15 protein-coding genes and 1 tRNA gene are annotated in these 18,847 nt (G+C 42.0%); 7 read left to right on the top strand and 9 right to left on the bottom strand.

Annotation, left to right across the window (positions count from 1 at the left end; genetic code table 11):
* Positions 1 to 14: 14 nt before the first annotated feature.
* Both ispD and AC2FA3_RS00320 read left to right on the top strand, forming a co-directional pair.
* Positions 15 to 803, top strand: coding sequence for a 2-C-methyl-D-erythritol 4-phosphate cytidylyltransferase (gene ispD / locus AC2FA3_RS00325; protein ID WP_490507797.1), 789 nt, complete (start codon positions 15 to 17; stop codon positions 801 to 803).
* Between the two features lie 418 nt (positions 804 to 1,221).
* Positions 1,222 to 1,845 carry a BLUF domain-containing protein gene (locus AC2FA3_RS00320; protein WP_490507796.1) on the top strand — a complete coding sequence of 208 codons (624 nt, stop codon included), beginning with the start codon at positions 1,222 to 1,224 and terminating at the stop codon, positions 1,843 to 1,845.
* Between the two features lie 243 nt (positions 1,846 to 2,088).
* Here the strand turns inward: AC2FA3_RS00320 and AC2FA3_RS00315 are convergent.
* The 4 genes from AC2FA3_RS00315 to pyrC all read right to left on the bottom strand — a co-directional run bounded on the left by AC2FA3_RS00315 (position 2,089) and on the right by pyrC (position 4,633).
* Positions 2,089 to 2,164 (bottom strand) — tRNA-Glu (locus AC2FA3_RS00315).
* Between the two features lie 52 nt (positions 2,165 to 2,216).
* Positions 2,217 to 2,414 (bottom strand): hypothetical protein, encoded by a 198-nt coding sequence (locus AC2FA3_RS00310; RefSeq protein ID WP_490507795.1) that lies wholly within the window; start codon positions 2,412 to 2,414, stop codon positions 2,217 to 2,219.
* A 211-nt stretch (positions 2,415 to 2,625) separates the two neighbouring features.
* A complete protein-coding gene (gene rnt / locus AC2FA3_RS00305; RefSeq protein ID WP_490507794.1) occupies positions 2,626 to 3,372 on the bottom strand; it encodes a ribonuclease T in 747 nt (248 codons plus the stop codon).
* Between the two features lie 190 nt (positions 3,373 to 3,562).
* On the bottom strand, positions 3,563 to 4,633 hold the full coding sequence (pyrC, locus tag AC2FA3_RS00300; protein ID WP_490507793.1) for a dihydroorotase: 1,071 nt from the start codon (positions 4,631 to 4,633) through the stop codon (positions 3,563 to 3,565).
* A 398-nt stretch (positions 4,634 to 5,031) separates the two neighbouring features.
* On the opposite strand from pyrC, the gene AC2FA3_RS00295 reads away from it, so the two are divergent.
* The gene (locus tag AC2FA3_RS00295) at positions 5,032 to 6,270 is read left to right on the top strand and encodes an argininosuccinate synthase (RefSeq protein WP_490507792.1); all 1,239 of its coding nucleotides are present in this window, start codon (positions 5,032 to 5,034) and stop codon (positions 6,268 to 6,270) included.
* A gap of 280 nt (positions 6,271 to 6,550) precedes the next feature.
* Here the strand turns inward: AC2FA3_RS00295 and AC2FA3_RS00290 are convergent, their stop codons facing one another.
* Positions 6,551 to 7,846 carry a hypothetical protein gene (locus AC2FA3_RS00290; RefSeq protein WP_490507791.1) on the bottom strand — a complete coding sequence of 432 codons (1,296 nt, stop codon included), beginning with the start codon at positions 7,844 to 7,846 and terminating at the stop codon, positions 6,551 to 6,553.
* A 146-nt stretch (positions 7,847 to 7,992) separates the two neighbouring features.
* Between AC2FA3_RS00290 and AC2FA3_RS00285 the strand changes: the two genes are divergently transcribed.
* Together AC2FA3_RS00285 and AC2FA3_RS00280 are read left to right on the top strand one after the other, a co-directional pair.
* A complete protein-coding gene (locus tag AC2FA3_RS00285; RefSeq protein WP_490507790.1) occupies positions 7,993 to 8,532 on the top strand; it encodes a L,D-transpeptidase family protein in 540 nt (179 codons plus the stop codon).
* 210 nt (positions 8,533 to 8,742) lie between these two features.
* The gene (locus tag AC2FA3_RS00280; RefSeq protein WP_490507789.1) at positions 8,743 to 9,357 is read left to right on the top strand and encodes a nitroreductase family protein; all 615 of its coding nucleotides are present in this window, start codon (positions 8,743 to 8,745) and stop codon (positions 9,355 to 9,357) included.
* Positions 9,358 to 9,601: 244 nt separating this feature from the next.
* Here the strand turns inward: AC2FA3_RS00280 and AC2FA3_RS00275 are convergent, their stop codons facing one another.
* Positions 9,602 to 11,221, bottom strand: coding sequence for a CYTH and CHAD domain-containing protein (locus tag AC2FA3_RS00275; protein ID WP_490507788.1), 1,620 nt, complete (start codon positions 11,219 to 11,221; stop codon positions 9,602 to 9,604).
* A gap of 216 nt (positions 11,222 to 11,437) precedes the next feature.
* Entirely contained in the window at positions 11,438 to 13,024 is a 1,587-nt protein-coding gene (locus AC2FA3_RS00270) for an isocitrate lyase (RefSeq protein ID WP_490507787.1), read from the bottom strand.
* An 866-nt stretch (positions 13,025 to 13,890) separates the two neighbouring features.
* Here AC2FA3_RS00270 and AC2FA3_RS00265 point away from each other — a divergent pair.
* A complete protein-coding gene (locus AC2FA3_RS00265; RefSeq protein WP_490507786.1) occupies positions 13,891 to 14,880 on the top strand; it encodes a LysR family transcriptional regulator in 990 nt (329 codons plus the stop codon).
* A gap of 428 nt (positions 14,881 to 15,308) precedes the next feature.
* Positions 15,309 to 16,697: an NAD-dependent succinate-semialdehyde dehydrogenase gene (locus tag AC2FA3_RS00260; protein WP_490507785.1), complete on the top strand. Its 1,389-nt coding sequence runs from the start codon at positions 15,309 to 15,311 to the stop codon at positions 16,695 to 16,697.
* Between the two features lie 207 nt (positions 16,698 to 16,904).
* Here the strand turns inward: AC2FA3_RS00260 and purN are convergent, their stop codons facing one another.
* Both purN and purM read right to left on the bottom strand, forming a co-directional pair.
* Positions 16,905 to 17,606 carry a phosphoribosylglycinamide formyltransferase gene (purN, locus tag AC2FA3_RS00255; protein WP_490507784.1) on the bottom strand — a complete coding sequence of 234 codons (702 nt, stop codon included), beginning with the start codon at positions 17,604 to 17,606 and terminating at the stop codon, positions 16,905 to 16,907.
* Positions 17,606 to 18,655 carry a phosphoribosylformylglycinamidine cyclo-ligase gene (gene purM, locus AC2FA3_RS00250; protein WP_201544903.1) on the bottom strand — a complete coding sequence of 350 codons (1,050 nt, stop codon included), beginning with the start codon at positions 18,653 to 18,655 and terminating at the stop codon, positions 17,606 to 17,608. The genes purN and purM overlap by 1 nt, the downstream gene beginning before the upstream one ends.
* Positions 18,656 to 18,847 lie beyond the last annotated feature (192 nt).

The following is an 18,847-nucleotide window of genomic DNA, read 5'->3' as shown; positions in this document are numbered from 1 at the left end:
CATGAAATCCGCCCATGAGTACTAGTCAAAACCACCCTATGAACACCACTCCTAATATACATACCATGATTGTCGCTGCTGGTCGCGGTAGTCGTTTTGGTTCCGCTATCGCCAAACAATATACCGAGCTGCAAGGGCAAACTTTGTTACAGCATAGCGTGGCACGACTTGAGTGTAGTGCTTATATTGATAACTGCTTATTGGTCATAGCAGCAGATGATAATATGGCACAAACGCTTAATTTTGCGCTTCCTATACAGTATGCCATTGGCGGCGCTGAGCGTTGGCAATCAGTCCAAGCAGGGGTAGAAGCCATTCGTCAGTCAGGTGCTGATGATTCAGACTTGGTAGTGATACATGATGCCGCGCGTCCTGCTGTATCCAGTGAGGATATTAATAAGGTTATTGAAGCGGCGATGCTAGAGCCTTATGGCGCTATTTTAGCCACACCGGTGGCTGATACGCTGAAAAAGTCCTACTTTCAGTCTGCCGCCCAATCTGAGACTATAGACAGCTTTACAGATAAGCTTGCAAATAGTGGCAGCATCCATTCTTACGCTAAATGTACTATCGATCGTAGTAATATGTGGCAAGCACAAACGCCGCAAGTATTTCGCCTAGGACAGTTGCAGCGAGTTTTATCTTACGTTGCTGAAAATCAGCTAGATATTACCGATGAAGCGAGCGCTTTTGAATATTTAGAGCTACCGATTCGTCTAGTAGCGGGCAGCCGCCAAAATATCAAACTGACTTATCCTGACGACGCTATTTTGCTCACAGCGATTCTTAGCGCCCAATCCTAACTCTCCTAAAAATTTTACAGTACTCATCATTTTTTATTATTGTTTTCCTTTCTAACTATTTTTTATAAATCTTTCTGTCCTCGATATTTAAATCGAGCGCTTCAAATTCACTGCGTCCGTTTTTTGCCTTTATGTGTCTAAAATTTTTAAAGGGCTTATTCTAGGAAGACATATTCTGCACATAAATAATTCTAAAGCATAGCTTAGTATTAATAAGTAGAGGCTTAATATAAACATATATTGCTTTGATGACGAAATTAGCCTATGATGTAACCAACTTAATACAATTAATATAAACATTTATAAATCAATAATATAACAAGCCAATTTGTTACCTTTGAATGCCTTGTTGCTCTATTTTTTCTAAAGTTAGTATGGTTGTCTTAGCTACATTTACCTGAAAATAGGGAGAAGCTGATTGTCAACAGTCAATGATTCGACAAATCCAGTAACGCCAGATCTCTGCCAGTTTGTATATCTGAGCCACATTACGTCGACTGGTCTTGCAAGTGCGAGTACGCTTAACGACATCGCAGAAGTCGCCATTAAGCATAATAAAGCCGATAATATTACGGGTATTCTTTGCTACGGCAATGGCTACTTTTTGCAATGTGTGGAAGGCTCCGAACAAGCATTAACCAATCTAAAAAACCGCTTATTGGTAGATGATCGACATAAAGATTTAAAAATATTGGATTTTTCAGCCATCGCTGAGCGCCGTTTTGCTGGCTGGTCACTACGCTCGATTACCCTTGAGCGTTGGATGATGAATGAGCCTAAGCTTAAAACTTTTATGCCGTTTAAGCCCAATACGTGGGACACCAATGAATGGCAGCAGTTTTTAGATATTCTGCAAGGTTATTATGAAGACCAAGAAAGAAGCGGTGAGCTTGATACCCAGCCGATAAAATACAATACCCTAGGGGTAACCTTAGGCAAAGTGGTTGGACAGCACCAAGCCTTTTTCCTAATACAGACCGTGCTAGGCGGCTTGATTGTATTGGCGCTACTTTGGTTGATGCTAGCAGATAAAATTTGGTAAGCTATTTTAAATAATTAGCGCGTATATATTTAAAAGGCCAGCATAAATTGCTGGCTTTTTGCTGTCATAAAACCACTCTAGAATACTTTATTTTGATGCGTAAGAGCTTTTATATAAAATTCTAAAAAATAAACAGGCATAAAAAAAGCCCGCTCACAAAAATATGAATGGGCTTTTTGATGGTACGCTTATTAGTCTTATCGATGCTTTATAGCAAACTTGCTAATAAGTGACGCCAAATAGTGGCGTCCCCAGGGGGATTCGAACCCCCGTTACCGCCGTGAAAGGGCGGTGTCCTAGGCCTCTAGACGATGGGGACTAGTAACAACGCTTCAACTGCTTTCACCATTTATGTTGAAGTGGTGCGTATTCTAATAGCGTCCGTGTCTACTGTCAAGCCTTTTTCTACGTCTTTTTAAAATTAAATATCTTTTTTTGAGGGCGCGACGTGGATGTAGGTCATTACGCTTTAAATGATACCGAATCCATAACGACGTACAAGTACTAATGGTTAATGCCAGCAGCATATAGCCGATGATGGTTGCCCATAACTTAAACTGTGGTTCCATAATAAAGTCCCTTTTATTAAGCTTTAAGCGCCTATAAAAGGTGCTTAAAGCACAGTAGGTAACTCAAACCATCTATAGATTTAACCTATTATTTTTATAGCGCGTTCATAAAAGGTTAAATTATACTTTTAAATCGAACGGTTAAAGTTAGTAAACCTTACAAGTACCACTATTATTCATGATGAACAATACATAATCTGTAATAAAGAATTTATTGATTATTTTCAGTAGACTCAGGTTCGCTATGCATCGCATTAGCCAGCATAGGGTAGCTGTTCAGGATATGACAAAACAGCTCAGCGGTCTTTTGGGTATCATAGAGCGCTGAATGCGCATCATTGCCATCAAAATCAAGTCCAGCGGCCTTACAAGCCCGTGCTAATACTGTTTGCCCAAATGCCAAGGCCGACAGTGTCACGGTATCAAAGACTGAAAAATTATGAAACGGATTGTGGCTTTTGCTATTGGTACGCAGTACTGCCGCATTTAAAAATGCTAAGTCAAAATGGGCATTGTGGCCGATTAAGACACATTGACGGCAGTCTTCAGCGCGGCGTACTTCTTTCAAGCCTTTAAATATACGACGTAGCGCCGTTTTTTCATCTTCGGCAATGGCTTTACGTAGTGGATTGTTTGGGTCGATACCGGTAAAGGCAAGCGCGCTTGGCTCGAGATTCGCCCCTTCAAAAGGTTCGATATGAGCGTTCAGTGCCTCACCCGGATAAAACACGCCCTGCTCACTTAATAGTACAGGAATACAGGCAATCTCTAATAAGGCGTCAGTTTGCGCATTAAAGCCCGCCGTTTCGACATCGACGACCACAGGCAGGAACTTACGAAAACGTTCTTTTAAGGTCATCGGTGCTTGTTCGTCTGTGTTGCTATCGGTCGTATTTGGGACCTTGTTAGGATGGTTTGTGTTGTCTTCAGGTAGGACGGTATCGTTTTGAATGGTCATATCAAGTTAAATCGCTTTTATCAGTCATGCTGTGGCATTGAATTGAGGTAAAAATTAAGTTAAAAATCGCTAAAAAATAAATATCCTATGATAGGAGTATTGCCTTTGCTAAGCGTATGGCTTTTTTAGCATAAGAGCATTGCTTATCATAGGATACAATAGAAGCGTAGATGACTTTACATCGTCTCTATTAGGCTTTAATAGACCAAGGCAACATCTCGCCTGCCATTAATGGCGTTAACGACGAGCCATCAAAGTAAGGATAGTCGGTTGGTACTTGCATCGGCGTATTTATCAAATTAATGGTGCTCTCGTGTACTGGTAAGCCATAGAATTGAGCGCCAAAGCGGCTGGCAAACCCTTCTAATTTGTCTATTTTACCGACACTATCAAAAGCAGTGGCGTATAGCGGTAGCGCATTGGCAGCGCTATAACAACCGGCACAGCCACAAGCAGATTCTTTTGCATCCGTTGCATGAGGTGCAGAATCTGTGCCTAAAAAGAATTTTGGATTGCCACTGGTGGCGACATCTAACAATACTTTTTGATGGCTTTCACGCTTCAAAATAGGCAAGCAATAAAAATGCGGCTTAATCCCACCGACCAGTAAATGATTGCGGTTAAACATCAGATGCTGCGGCGTGATAGTAGCAGCAACTTGATTGCCTTGCGCTAAGACAAAGTCAGCTGCATCACTGGTGGTGATATGCTCCATCACAATTTTCATGGTTGGAAATTTGAGGATGATTTGTGCCAATACTTCGTCTAAAAAGCGTTTTTCACGGTCGAAAATATCGACATGGTCGTGAGTCACTTCACCATGGAGTAGTAATGGCAGATTGTATTTTTCTAAGGCTTCAAAGATATCGACGCGGGCATTGATATCGGTGACGCCATCAGTAGAGTTGGTCGTTGCACCAGCAGGGTAGAGCTTGACCGCTTGGACGATACCTGATTTTGCTGCCATTTCGATATCATTGGCTGTTGTGTTATCGGTGAGATACAAGGTCATGCGTGGGTCAAACGCCGCTTTACGCTCAGCACTTAAATCACTTGCTTGTAGCTGCTGCATGATACGCGCACGGTAATCATGAGCATCATCGACATTTTTAACTGGTGGCACAAGGTTTGGCATACAGATAACGCGGTTAAAGCTTTGGGCGGCATGAGCAACGGTGGTTGCTAACGCTTTATCATCGCGCAAATGAATATGCCAATCATCTGGCTGCAGGATGGTTAATTCTCTAATCGAATCGGTCATGGTGTCATCGCGCTCTATATTGTCATATACGGGAGTGAAGGGGCAGTCTTACTGTGCTGCTATCATAACAGATTTGCCTACTTGACTAAATATGCGGCGAAATATCTGTACATAAATGATAAGCGATTTTTTGCCCGATTAACTTTTGCTAGAGCTTTAAGAGTGTGGTTAGAAATGATGGTTGATTAAGTTGTCTGCTATTTTAAATAAGCCTATTTATAGAATTAACCTCAAATATAAGGGAAAACCCATTGGCTGATAGCCGTGCCACTTTTGCCGTTAGTAAATATGATGTACACTGAGCAGGCAATCTATCTTTTGTTGATTTCATCCCATCATTCGCATTTTACGTCCCATTAAATGTATTCGACAATAAATTCTTATATTAGGAGTTCTTCATGGCTCAGCTTGATCCAAAAACTATTAATAAAATCGTCTTGGCATATTCGGGTGGTCTTGACACCTCAATTATCGCCAGATGGCTACAAGAAACCTATGATGCAGAAGTGATTACTTTCACCGCTGACATTGGTCAAGGTGAAGAAGTTGAGCCGGCGCGCGCTAAAGCTGAAGCGATGGGCATCAAACATATCCATATCGAAGACTTACGCGAAGAGTTTGCTCGTGACTATGTGTTCCCAATGTTCCGTGCCAACGCTATCTATGAAGGCGAGTACTTACTTGGGACTTCTATTGCCCGTCCACTAATTGCTAAGCGTCTGGTTGAAATTGCTAAAGAACATAATGCCGATGCAATTAGCCATGGTGCGACCGGTAAAGGCAATGACCAAGTACGTTTTGAGCTTGGTGCGGTTGCTTTGTCTCCTGACGTGGTTACCATTGCGCCATGGCGTGAGTGGGATTTATCGAGCCGTGAAAGCTTGATGGAATATGCGAAAGAACATAATATTGCCATCGACTATGCTGGTAATAAGACTAAATCTCCGTATTCAATGGATGCCAACTTACTGCATATCTCTTATGAAGGCGGTATTTTAGAAGACCCATACGCCGAAGCAGAAGATGATATGTGGCGCTGGTCAGTCAGCCCAGAAGAAGCACCTGATAAAGCACAATACTTAGAGCTAGAATACGAAAAAGGCGACATCGTTGCTATCGATGGTGAAGCGCTTAAGCCTTATGAAGTGATGATTAAGCTTAATGATATTGGCGGTAAGCACGGTATTGGTCGTTTAGATATCGTTGAAAACCGTTATGTCGGTATGAAATCACGCGGCTGCTATGAAACGCCAGCGGGTACTATTATGCTAAAAGCACACCGCGGTATCGAATCATTAACGCTTGACCGTGAAGCGGCGCATCTAAAAGATGAGCTGATGCCACGTTACGCTAAAATTATCTATAACGGCTATTGGTTCAGCCCTGAGCGCATGATGCTACAAGCCTTGATTGACAAATCACAAGAATATGTCAACGGTACCGTACGCGTTAAATTATACAAAGGTGCGGTAAGCGTCGTCGGTCGTAAGTCAGATGATTCATTGTTTGATGAAAAAATTGCGACTTTTGAAGACGATGCTGGTGCTTATGATCAAAAAGACGCCGAAGGTTTCATTCGCTTAAATGGTCTACGTTTAGCGATTGAAGCCAGCCGTGGTCGTGATTTATCAAAGTAAGCCAGATTTGCGGTAGTCAGTTCGAGACAGAGACGATACGTTAATAGTCACGTGCGACTGTTATAAATTTTCCTTGCTTGCTGTTATCACAGAGGCTACGAAAAATTCATTCCAGTCGCACTATATCGATTTCAAAGTTAGTCTAATATCGATACAACATAAGCAAGAAGAAATAAAAAAGGCGCTATTAAGATAGCGCCTTTTTTTTGGGTCTTTTTTTGCAGGTTGGTTCGACTATTTTTTGATGCTTAAGAGATTATGTACTAAGTGCTGTCACTTATCATTGAGCTGCTTTTGCGTCTTTAGCATCAGCTTCATCATCGTCCATCATAACAATGGCCACATCTTGCTGTTGACGCTCTTTTATCAGGTCTTGTTCTACGACCTCTTCTGTCGCCAGTAACATACCATCAGATTTTTGGCTTTGATATTTGAGAGCGGCTAGCCCTCCGAGAACCCCGATAACAACAATAATAATCAGAATAACCGGGTTTTTCCAGAGAGGTATAGGGGCGTCGTATTCAATGGGCTTTTCACTGGTGGTAGTTGGCGTATTGTCGTTATTGCCACCGATTAGACCTAAGCTGACCAAAGGTGGTTTTGGTGTGCTGGCAGGCTCGGAGGTAATGCGTAGGCGGTTACGCTGCAAGTATATTTCTGAAATTTTAGCCAGTTGCAGCAGCCAGCGTTGGTGCGGCAAGCTGATGGCAGTCATTTCTGCAAACATGAGCAAGTCATTATGTTTGCCTTGTTGGGCATTCGCAGAGGAGCGCCCGATGACTTTTAAATAATTACCGGTCGCCAGTTGCATGTCTTGCACAGGCTGTTGATTTTCAGGCTTGAATGTCGTCAACTCATGCCAATAAGGATTGAAAGCTGGCGGGTTATCAGCGAGTTGCTCTATACTTAATAAGGCACGTTCTGTATTAGGATTGTTTTCGGATTCGGCTGCTGCTTTTGTTTTTACTGATAAGTCTGAATTGACCCCTGCTGCAATCAGACCGTTATCTTCATTAATCTCATTCAATTTAACAGAGACAGACGCTGGCTCATTGATGGCAAAGCGAGCAGCTGATAAAAACTGTGGCTGTAAAGCAAACCATTTATCCATCTCGTCATTATCAAGTTGGCTATATTCGGCTAAAATAGCCAGCTCACGTAAGGCTATCACGCATAGAGACGTGAGGAGTATCTGCACTTGCTGCGTCGTCGCGTCAATCTGCTCAGCAATATAATCACTCGCTTTAATCACACAGGCATTATCATAGAATATGGCATCCGCCGCTTCATGGCGATGATATAACGTCGCATTGATGGTCGAAAAATTCATTGAGTTATATTGGCGTAGCTCTTTGACAGCGCCGCGACCAAACAGCTTTTTGCTCACGGCTTGCCCATCATTGTGCTGCTGATAAGCAAGCAAGGCACTGACAATAGCCTGCAAACTGGCATCCATCGCCAGTCGCGCTTGCGATAATGAAAGCTTGGCAGCATCTGCCAATAACGACACCATCGGCTTGGTATCTTGATAGAGAAAATCATACATCGACACACGTGTCGGTGAAATAGTCGTCATAATCTGCTAGCATCAAAAAGTGTGCCCCTATATTACGGTGCCAAAAGCCTTGACACAATCCCTTAATAATAGAAAAATTTAATCAACTTACTTATCATGCGGTCAACAATGACATCCATTAGATGAATGACCGCCGGAAGACTTCTATGACAAATAACGAAAGCTTTAATGAAAAATTTAACGCAAGTTCTAATGCGCATTTAGTGATTAATATTGCTCAGCAAACGCTAACGCTTTACCAACACGATAAAGAAGTGACTCAATATACGGTTTCTACGGCTAAAAACGGAATAGGCAGTCAGCAAGATAGCGGTTGTACGCCCCTTGGCAAACATTTTATCGCCGAAAAAATTGGCGCAAATGAACCTATGAATGCGGTATTTATTGGACGTGTTCCTACAGGTGAGATATATAGTGCAGAGCTTGGCAAACGCCATCCTGAGCGCGATTGGATATTGAGCCGCATTCTTTGGTTAAGTGGTTTGGAAGACGGACTTAATAAAGGCAGCAATAGCCAAGGTGGCTGTGATACCTATCAGCGTTATATTTATATTCATGGTACGCCAGATACTGAGCCGATGGGCGTGCCACTCTCGCATGGCTGTATACGTATGCGCAATGAAGATATTATGGAATTGTTCGAGCAAGTGGAAGAGGGTACAACGGTGACGATTGTCGCTAATTAACGACTATTTATTAACGATTACGTAGTAAATTATTTTCTTACATCTTAAGTAAAACAGAATAACTTTATAGAGTGATTGATAAAATAAACTTTATATAGTCTAGACGTCATTTAGTATATTGATATAATGGCCTCCTTGTTAATAACAGCGTGCCATGCCAAATAGGACGCGTTTGACCTATATTTTATTATAATTACAAGGATAATGATGATGTCTAAAGAAAGTCTAGTCACTTTACAACAAGCATTTGATGAGCGCCGTTCAATATATGCATTGGGCAACGAGCTACCAGTAGCGCCACAAGCGATTGTCAATATGGCTGAGCGTGTTTTATTGCATACGCCTTCTGCGTTTAACTCACAATCTTCGCGCTTGGTCGTATTGTTTGGTGCCGAGCATCAGAAGCTGTGGGATATCGCTGAAGAAAAACTGCGTGCAGCCGTTGGTGATGGTGACTTTTCTGGTAGTAAGCAAAAGCTGGATGGCTTCCGTGCTGCTGCAGGCACTGTGCTGTTTTATGAAGATAAAAATGTGACTGAGTCACTGCAAGAGCAGTTTGCGTTATATGCAGACAGATTCCCAATTTGGGCACAGCAAACCTCGGCCATGCATCAGTATGCGATGTGGACAGAGCTACGTACCTTGAATGTTGGTGCCAACCTACAGCACTACAATCCGCTTGTGGATGAAGATGCCGCTAAAGCATTTTCTATCCCAGATAGCTGGGAATTGGTGGCGCAAATGCCATTTGGTAATATTGTTGAGCCTGCTGGCGAGAAAACCTATCAGCCAGTCAATGAGCGTATGAAAGTATTAGGCTTATAAAAGAGCTAAGCTCATACAAGAACTGGACGTAGCAAATGCGTGCTAATTTTTGATGTATGATTGACTGATTCGAGTCGTTACTTTTTCAACATGGCTTAGTTTAGTCATCCAAGCGAAAAAAGCTCTTTAAAAAAAGCACCTCAAAAAAAAGACAGCCCATATAAAATGCGCTGTCTTTTTTTATTCTAATTCTTATTTGGAGCTCTAGTTATTCTACGCTTGATTCATACTGTTATGAGCATTTTTACCAAAATATTGAGCTGTCTATTACTTTAGCCAAGCGATTTTTGCTGCGCTTACGGTCTCTGGTTATCATGGATGCAAACCAGCCAGCGCCATATAAGGCATTGCTATCTGTGTCTGATTTTAACTGATAGCATTGTTGGTACGTTATATGATTGCGATATTGATGCAAGGCTGTTTGCACTTTGACCAAACGTTTTAGCCAGCGCTTGGTTTTCTTTTTCGACTTTTTCTTATCTAATAAGGGCGCGGCAAATTCACTGATATAAAGTAAAGCTGTTAACTGTTGATGCAGCTCATCCGTTGCTTGCTCTGAATTATGGTCATTTATATCAATATTTTCTACATCGCCATTTTTTAAATCATTATTCTCTACAGTGATGCTATCGGATTTAGCACCCTTTTTACTTTGTAGCGTTTGCGCCGCTTTGCCAAGCTTTGCATACTGTTTGGATAATGTTTTTTCCAGCTTATTGATGGCGGATTTATCAGCTTGCGGTTCAAGGCTTGGGTCGCTCATGGTAAAGGCGATCAACTCAAGTAAGGTGAGCTGGAAATCATTGGCACTGACAGCATCCTTTGGAGTAATCTTCAGCGTATCAATGTCAGCTGCCCAATCGACTGTAGGTGCGCCATGCTGTTGTAAATCAGGCTCTACATGAGAGGCGAGATGGTCAAGCTCTCGGTAGTCATCAATGAAAACCGCTGTTTGCTTCACTATCGGCAGCCAGTCTGGATTGATTTCATCAGAGTAACTGGCAAATGCTTGTAGGGCAGCTTGCAAGCGAGTAGTGCCAATATACAGTTGCAGGGTATGGTCATCATCTTCGCTGCCAGCGACGATAGCACTGCTGTTTGGTAATATTTGCAATAGACAGTTATGTACTACTGCGCGCGCAAAAGCAGGCATGCTGCTGTCTTTATCGATAATCAGTTGGTCAAGGTTAGCGCTGACGGCTGGGCTATGATGTTGCCCTTTAATCAGCAAGCTACCACGCTCAGCTTTGGTCACCGTAGATAGGCAAAGTTTATAGCGCTTACACCAGGTTTTGGCGGTTGTAAATAAAAAATCTATATCGCCTGATATCAGCTCAAACTCAATTTCTTGAATAGCGGTGCGATAGGTTTCATCATTGCCGTGAATAATTTCTCCATAATCGTATGCCATCTCAATATGGTTATTCGATTCATCGTCACTATCATCTACCAGCAATCGCGTGGTGCGCTCGACATCGGTCACGTATAACCGAGTAAGATTTTTGGTCAGTTTTTTCAGCTTAAATTCAGCCAGAGCAGGGGCGACAGAGGTGTTTTTATAAATGCTTAAATCTGGCATGAGCGTATTACTATCGAGCATCGCTTGTACCTGCTCATTATTCAGTACTGCATTGTGCTCTAAACGTGCCGCTATACCGTCGCCGCCTGCTTTAATGGTCTGTACCCACGCATCACCTTCCTTACGAATACGTAAGCCAATAGCCGCCTGTGCAAGCTGTTGGTCAGGAGTATCGTAATAATGAGCAGCCAGTTGCGTCACCTCAGATGATTTAACTTGTGCTTGGCGTAGCAAGCCTTTTAGTCGCGACTCTGGTACCAAAAACTTTAGCTCTATCTCTTGCATGATGGCTCCCGATTATTTTAATAAATGTAATTGATTACCATCGTATGAAAGCTATCGGTGAATAACAAGTAAAACTTTCGTTTTGGTTGGATGACTTAAGCTACATGAGTGCTGAACAGTCACATTATTTATAGCACATAAAAAAGCCGCCCTACAATATAGGACGGCTTTTCTTAAAACTTTTACTTATAAAATGTACTTATAAGTGGTCGGTGATTAGAACTGGTTCATCGTGTTCTTACCGCCACCAGCTTTAAGGGCGTTTTCACCAGAGAAGATTTCTTTGTGATCATCGCCAAGGTCAGAGCCTGCCATTGCTTGGTGTTTAACACAAGCGATGCCTTCACGGATTTCTTTACGTTGTACGCCAGCTGCATAAGCAAGCATACCATCTTCACCGAAGTAGCCTTTAGCAAGTTCATGAACGCTAAGAGCAGTAGTGTGATAAGTAGGTAGCGTGATTAAGTGATGGAATACACCTGCTTCACGTGATGCATCACGTTGGAAGTTTCTAGCCGCTTCGTCAGCTGCGGTATCAAGTTCAGTACCATCGTAATCAGCACTCATCAAGTCATCTTTATTGTAGGCAGACAAGTCTTTGCCTTCTTCTTCCCACTGAGCGATAACTTGCTTACGGAAGTTAAGCGTCCAGTTAAATGATGGGCTGTTGTTGTATACAAGCTTCGCTTTAGGCTGTTGCTCTTTAATACGGTCAACCATCATTTTAATGTGTTCTACGTCTGGCGTTGGTGTTTCGATCCATAGTAGATCAGCACCGTTTTCTAGAGCAGTGACACAGTCAAGTACAACGCGGTCGATGTTCGTTTCTTCACGGAACTGGTATAGACCGTTTGGCAAACGAACTGGACGTACTAGTTTGCCGTTGTGCTTAAGCAAGCTATCGTTTTCTTTTGCGTTTTCTAAAGTCACTTCTTCCATTTCGATGAAGTCGATGTATTTAGAAGCAAGATCGCCTGGCTCATTTGATACTGGGATTTTTTGCGTGAGTGATGCGCCTTCAGAGTCAGTACGAGCAACGATAATACCGTCTTCAACACCAAGTTCTAAGAATGCATAACGAATCGCATTTAGTTTAGAGATGAAGTCTTCATGCGGTACAGTTACTTTACCCGCTTGGTGACCACATTGTTTAGCGTCAGATACTTGGTTCTCAACTTGGATAGCACAAGCACCAGCTTCGATCATTTGCTTGGTTAGCAAGTAAGTCGCTTCTTCGTTACCGAAACCTGCATCGATGTCAGCAATGATTGGCACAACATGCGAATCAAAGTTTTCGATTTTTTCTAGGATAGCTGAAGTGTCTTGGCCAGCTTCTTCTGCAGCGTTTAGCTCACGGAAGTAGTCGTTTAGTACTTTAGCGTCAGCTTGACGTAAGAAGGTGTAGATTTCTTCGATTAGCTTAGGTACAGAGGTTTTTTCATGCATAGATTGGTCAGGAAGAGGACCAAACTCAGAACGTAGAGCTGCAACCATCCAACCTGATAGGTAGATGTAAGTTTTAGAAGTCGTACCAAAGTATTTTTTCTTAGCGTACATAGTTTGCTGGGCAACAAAACCATGCCATGCACCTAAAGACTGCGTGTACTGAGACGTATCATTGTCATAGTCTTCCATATCTTGACGCATGATTTTTGCAGTATATTTGGCGATATCTAAACCGGTTTTAAAACGGTTTTGTGACATCATACGTGCCGCATCAGTCTCGCTAATGTTCTGCCAGTTACCGTGCTTTTGCTTTAATTCACGTACTAAATCGATCGCTGATTTATATGCAGTTGACATCTATAGTCTCCTTGGTGGGGTGTAAAAAAACGAAAAATTAATTGTTAAAACAATTAAAGATGGGGCAACTAACTTTGTATCTTACTAAAACATAAACCTGATTTTTATCGTCGCCGTAATAAGCTTGTATGAAATAGGATATGAGTGCTTGAATGACAAAGCGAACTAAATATCATTAAAAGTTATCTATCCAACCTTACTTACCCTAAACAAACCTGCCTGTTAATACAAGGCGATTGCTGAACTTGTCAGTTAAAAACTGTTGAGTTTAAAAGGAGTGAGTAAAAATAGTTGTTGACGATCAAGTGATCATAGCTAGCTGATAGCGGTATTTATTAAAAATGTTCTATGCTTAAAAAGCATCTATAAAAGCTTTGAGTATTTATGGGTCAGCGGTGTCATATTTAATGATAAGAGGTGTTACAATAATCAATGCTGTCTATCTATAAAATAGGCGATGAGAAGATAGTTTATGATGGTTTATTGTCCACTCAATCGTATCTGCTATCCTGACTTATTTTCAAAATACTTTTATTATTAAGCGCTTAGACTCATTATATTTAATGCTCAAAACTTGTTTTTATAGTCTTGGCCGTATTTGGTCTACGGCAATCACTATAACTGCCTTACCAAGATTTATCTAATTTATGATTGTTATCTTGGGTATTTTATACGGTTATAGTGTAGATAAAACAATGGCTTATGTTGGTTGGTTTGAGTTATAATATGAATATTATAGAAGATTCTAGTAAAAAATATCATTATATTATGCTGTTATAGCAGCTTTAGTTAAAATAACAGCGCAAAAAATACCAGGCTTGCTCAAGGTTATTGTGGTATTTATTCCAAGGCAAAGAGAAAAATATATGAATTTGCAGCGGGTTGATTTGAATTTATTGGTACATTTAGATGTGCTGCTTCGTGAAAAAAACGTCACACGTGCGGCTGAGCAGCTTGGTATTACCCAGCCTGCCATGAGTAATATTTTGCGACGTTTACGTAAACTGTTTAATGACCCACTATTGGTACGTTCATCAGAAGGCATGACCCCAACTGAGCGCGCGCTTGAGCTACAGCCACGCATTCGTGAGATACTGGCAGATTTGACCCAAGTGCTTGAGCCGCGTACCGAGTTTCGCCCTTATAGCACCTCACGCGTTTTTCGTATTATGACCTCAGATTATGCTGAGGCGACTTTGGTGCCAAAGTTGGTTAAAGCCCTACGTTCTGAAGCGCCCAATGTCATTTTGGATTTTTTAACGCCATCTGACGTCTCCTATCGTGATATGGAGCAGGGTCGTGTTGATTTAGCGATTAACCGCTTTAATGAAATTCCACAAAGCTTCCATCAAGTATTGGTATGGCGTGATACCTTTAGCTGCCTACTGTCTTCTGAAAGTCCTTATGCTCATCGCTTTAATCTCAAAAATTATCTAAAAGCTCAGCATGTTTGGGTGTCTAAAACTGGTATGGGTGTGGGCTTTGGGGTCAATCCAGAAAAATCTGGCGGACTTGGCTCTATCGATCAGGCGCTGCAACGCTTAGGGCAAAAACGCCAAATCAGTGTTTTTACCCGCCATTATCAAATGCCCGCCATGCTCGCGGCAAATAAGGATTTGGTTGCAACCTTGCCAACTCGGGTGGCAAAAATGCAGGCAAATAACGACAGTATCATCATGGAAGAACCGCCATTTTTTATCCCAGAGTTTGAGCTGACCATGGCATGGTCGCCTTTATTGCAGCATCATCCAGCCCATCGCTGGTTGCGTCAGCTTATCATGCACGTTGCTCGCCAAATCGTCGATGATGAAGAGAATCCACCGCAAGATATTCCAATTATTAATCACTTATTCTAATGCGCTAACAATAAAATTAGCATTTAATAACGCAAAAAAACCAGCCCATGTCTCATGTACTGGTTTTTTTATTTGTCTGTTTTCTTGGTGATTTAGCTTATAAGCTTTACCTATCATTCAAGCTTATAAGATTCAAACTTATAAGATTTAAGATTTAAGATTTAAGATTTAAGATTATAAGGTCTCAGATGAGCTTTATAAGACTGTCACATTATTAACATCATACGCACACTTCTTTATAACTTGTAAACCTATAGGCAATGCATTTTGTTATGCTAAATAGACGTTAAGAAAAAAGACAATTATAGTGGGCATTGTTAAGTGATTCGATAATATCGACTCATTTAGTGATAGATTGTTTTTTAACAATTGTGCCTCGCTGATTAAGTATTCATTAAATAATAATCAAATAAATAAGGATAATAATCATGGCAGATATTACTACTGTGAACCCAGCGACGGGTAAAGATATTAAAAACTATACTTATATGAGTAGCGATGAAGTCAATAAAATCATCGATGCCTCGCAAAAAGCGTTTTCAGAATGGCGTTTGGTCAGTGCCGATGAGCGTGCCAAAGTGATTAACTCTATTGGCGAGACATTGATGAAGCATAAAGAAGAACTTGCGAAGCTGATGACAGAAGAGCGCGGTAAGACGTTAGAGGCGAGCTTAGGAGAAGTAGACCTATGTAAAGCGATTTGTGATTTCACCGCTGCTGAAGGAATTGCCGCTCTAGCGAATGATGAGCGCGATATCGAAGGCATTAAGAAAGGTTTAATCAGCTACAATCCTATCGGTATTATCTATGGTATTCAGCCATGGAACTTTCCTGCTTATCAAGTATTCCGCTATACCATTGCCAATCTAATGGCTGGTAATAGTATCCTGCTTAAACACGCTTCAAACGTAACGGGTTCAGGTTTGTTGATTGAAAAAATCATGCACGAGTCCGATCTGCCAAATGATTTATTCCGTACGCTCATCATTAACCATGATCAGTCTGAGCAAGTTATTGAGCATGAAAAAGTGCGCGGTGTTACATTAACGGGTAGTGATGTCGCCGGTCGAGTGGTGGCGCAGCAAGCGGCTAAAGTGCTGAAAAAGACCGTTATGGAGCTTGGTTCGAACGATGCTTTTATCGTACTAGAAGATGCGGACTTAGACTTAGCGGCTACTACTTGTGCGCATGCGCGTCTATACAATAACGGTGAAACCTGTATTGCTGCTAAACGATTTGTCGTCGTCGACAGTGTTTACGATAAATTCCGTGATCTGGTTATTGAGAAGTTTAAAGGCTATAAAGTCGGCGATCCAATGGAAGAATCTACTGACGTAGGGCCGATGTCAAGCAGCAAGCAACGTGATGAGTTGCATAAACAAGTGCAAGAAAGTGTCAGCAAAGGTGCGACCATTACCTTGGGCGGCGAAGTACCTGATAAGCCGGGTGCCTTTTATCCACCAACGATTTTGGAAAATATCAAACCAGATCAACCCGCTTATAAAGATGAGTTATTTGGTCCGGTTGCGGCGCTCATTCGTGCCAAAGACCAAGACGATGCTTTCCGAATTGCCAATGATAGCCGTTATGGACTCGGCGGTGCTATCTTTTCAAAAGACGAAGAAAAAGCGATTCATTTAGCCCAGCAGCATTTTGACACCGGTATGGTTTATATCAATGGTTATAACTTAGTCAATCCAGGATTGCCATTTGGTGGTGTTAAAGACTCAGGTTATGGTCGTGAGCATGGTGGCTTTGGTATCAAAGAGTTTGTGAATATTAAAGCCGTGCACGTGGTTGGTAAAAAACCTGTTTAATTATTAAAATGTTTTAGATTTTTAATTTTAAATGCTTAGTTTTTTAAAAGCCTAGTTTCCTAAATACCTCGTTATTCCGTAGCGAGGTATTTTTTTGCTAGCAATTTGCTATAAATTACCCGTTATTTAAGCGCAAAAAAAAAGCAGAACCAATCACGGATCCTGCCTTTTTATAAATTTTATAAAACGGATAGCTATGTTTAAAGCTTAAGTATTTAACCATAGCTTTAAAGGTAAAGCGGGTAAATAAGATGATTCAGCATAATTATGCGGATTATTCAGATCTATAATACCTTTAGTAATCAATAATATCGTCCATGGTAGTAGTTGATGTTCACCTTTTTGTATGCGTGCTTGTAGGCTATCAGCAGTGTCTTTTTGATTGACTTCAAGCAGCGCTTGGGTCAAAACAGCACCGGCATCAAGCTCAGCGGTGACCACATGAATACTACAGCCATGATGGCGTTCACCAGCTTGTATGGCACGCTGATGGGTATCAAGACCCTTATAAGCAGGCAGTAGAGCAGGGTGTAGGTTAATCATTGGGGCAGGAGCATTATCGATAAATGCGCCACTTAATACGCGCATAAATCCTGCTAAGACAATCAAATCGGGCTGCCAAGCGCTTAGCTGTGCGCTAGCATGGCTTTCAAAGGTTTTGATGCCCATGCGTTTGCCGCTCGCAACGTGTGACAGCACAGCGACTGGAATAGATGCGTCATTGGCACGTGTGATGGCATAAGCGTCTTCACGGTTACTGATGACACCTACTATTTCAATCGGTAACGCCCCAGCTTGCATGGCATTAATCAATACTTGCAGGTTGCTACCACTACCAGATACCAAAACAGCGACGCGTAACGGCTTAACTGATTTTTTTGCAATACTTTTTAAATTGTCGTCTGGCATTAACGGTACACCACCGCATCCGCTTCACGTTTGACCATTTCACCTAATTTCCATGCCTTTTCACCAGCATCGGTCAAGGTTTGAATAGCAGCATCTGCTTTATCTTTAGGGACAACGATGACAAAACCAACGCCGCAGTTAAAGGTACGGTACATCTCGCTTTGCTCGATATTACCTTGGGTTTGTAGCCAAGTAAATAGTTCTGAGAACTTCCAGCTGTTGGTATCAATGCTAGCCGCCAAGTTATCCGGTAGTACGCGTGGCAGGTTATCTGTTAAACCGCCACCAGTAATATGTGACATGGCATGTAAGGCTGAGCTACCAAGGGTGTCTTGTAGCGCTTTAATCGCTTTAACATAAATGCGAGTAGGAGCCATCAGTGCGTCTTGAATAGGCTGACCGTCTAATTGCTCGTTGCTAGTAGTAATATCAACGCCGCTCACTTCGATAACTTTACGTACCAATGAATAACCGTTTGAATGCGCGCCACTTGAGGCAAGGGCAATCAATACATCACCTTCTGCAACATTTTCACCCGTGATAACTTCCGCTTCTTCGACTACGCCGACGCAGAATCCCGCTAGGTCATAATCATCATCTTGATACATGCCCGGCATCTCAGCCGTTTCACCGCCGATAAGCGCACAATTTGACAGCTTACAGCCTTCGCCGATACCAGTGACGACAGTCGCTGCCACATCGACATCAAGCTTGCCAGTTGCGTAGTAATCTAAGAAGAATAATGGCTCTGCACCGCAAACCAATAAATCATTGACGCACATGGCGACCAAGTCGATACCGATCGTGTCGTGACGGTTTAATTGTAATGCCAGTTTAAGCTTGGTGCCGACACCATCAGTACCCGAAACCAATAACGGTGAGGTGTAACCAGTCGGAATACGACAAAGCGCCCCAAAACCGCCAAGTCCGCCCACAACCTCAGGACGAGAGGTGGCTTTTGCCACTGATTTAATACGTTGAACCAACGCATCGCCAGCATCAATATCAACGCCAGCATCTTTGTAGCTTAAAGAAGGCTTGTTACTCATGGTCATCTCACAAATTTTATAGGGAATGAAGGTCTGTCAGTAGAAAAGCGGATCGGTCGTGTTAATTTTGCAGATAGTGCGCGCATTATACCCAAAAATGACCCTTGCCCGCAAAGCAACTTAGCAATATTTGGCTGATATTTGAAGAAGATTGCTAATAAAGACGGTATCAGGCCCAATAAAAAATTAAGA

This window comes from Janibacter sp. CoH_79_TC_3 (assembly GCF_058197955.1).
This window is presented reverse-complemented; position numbering and strand designations above follow the sequence as displayed.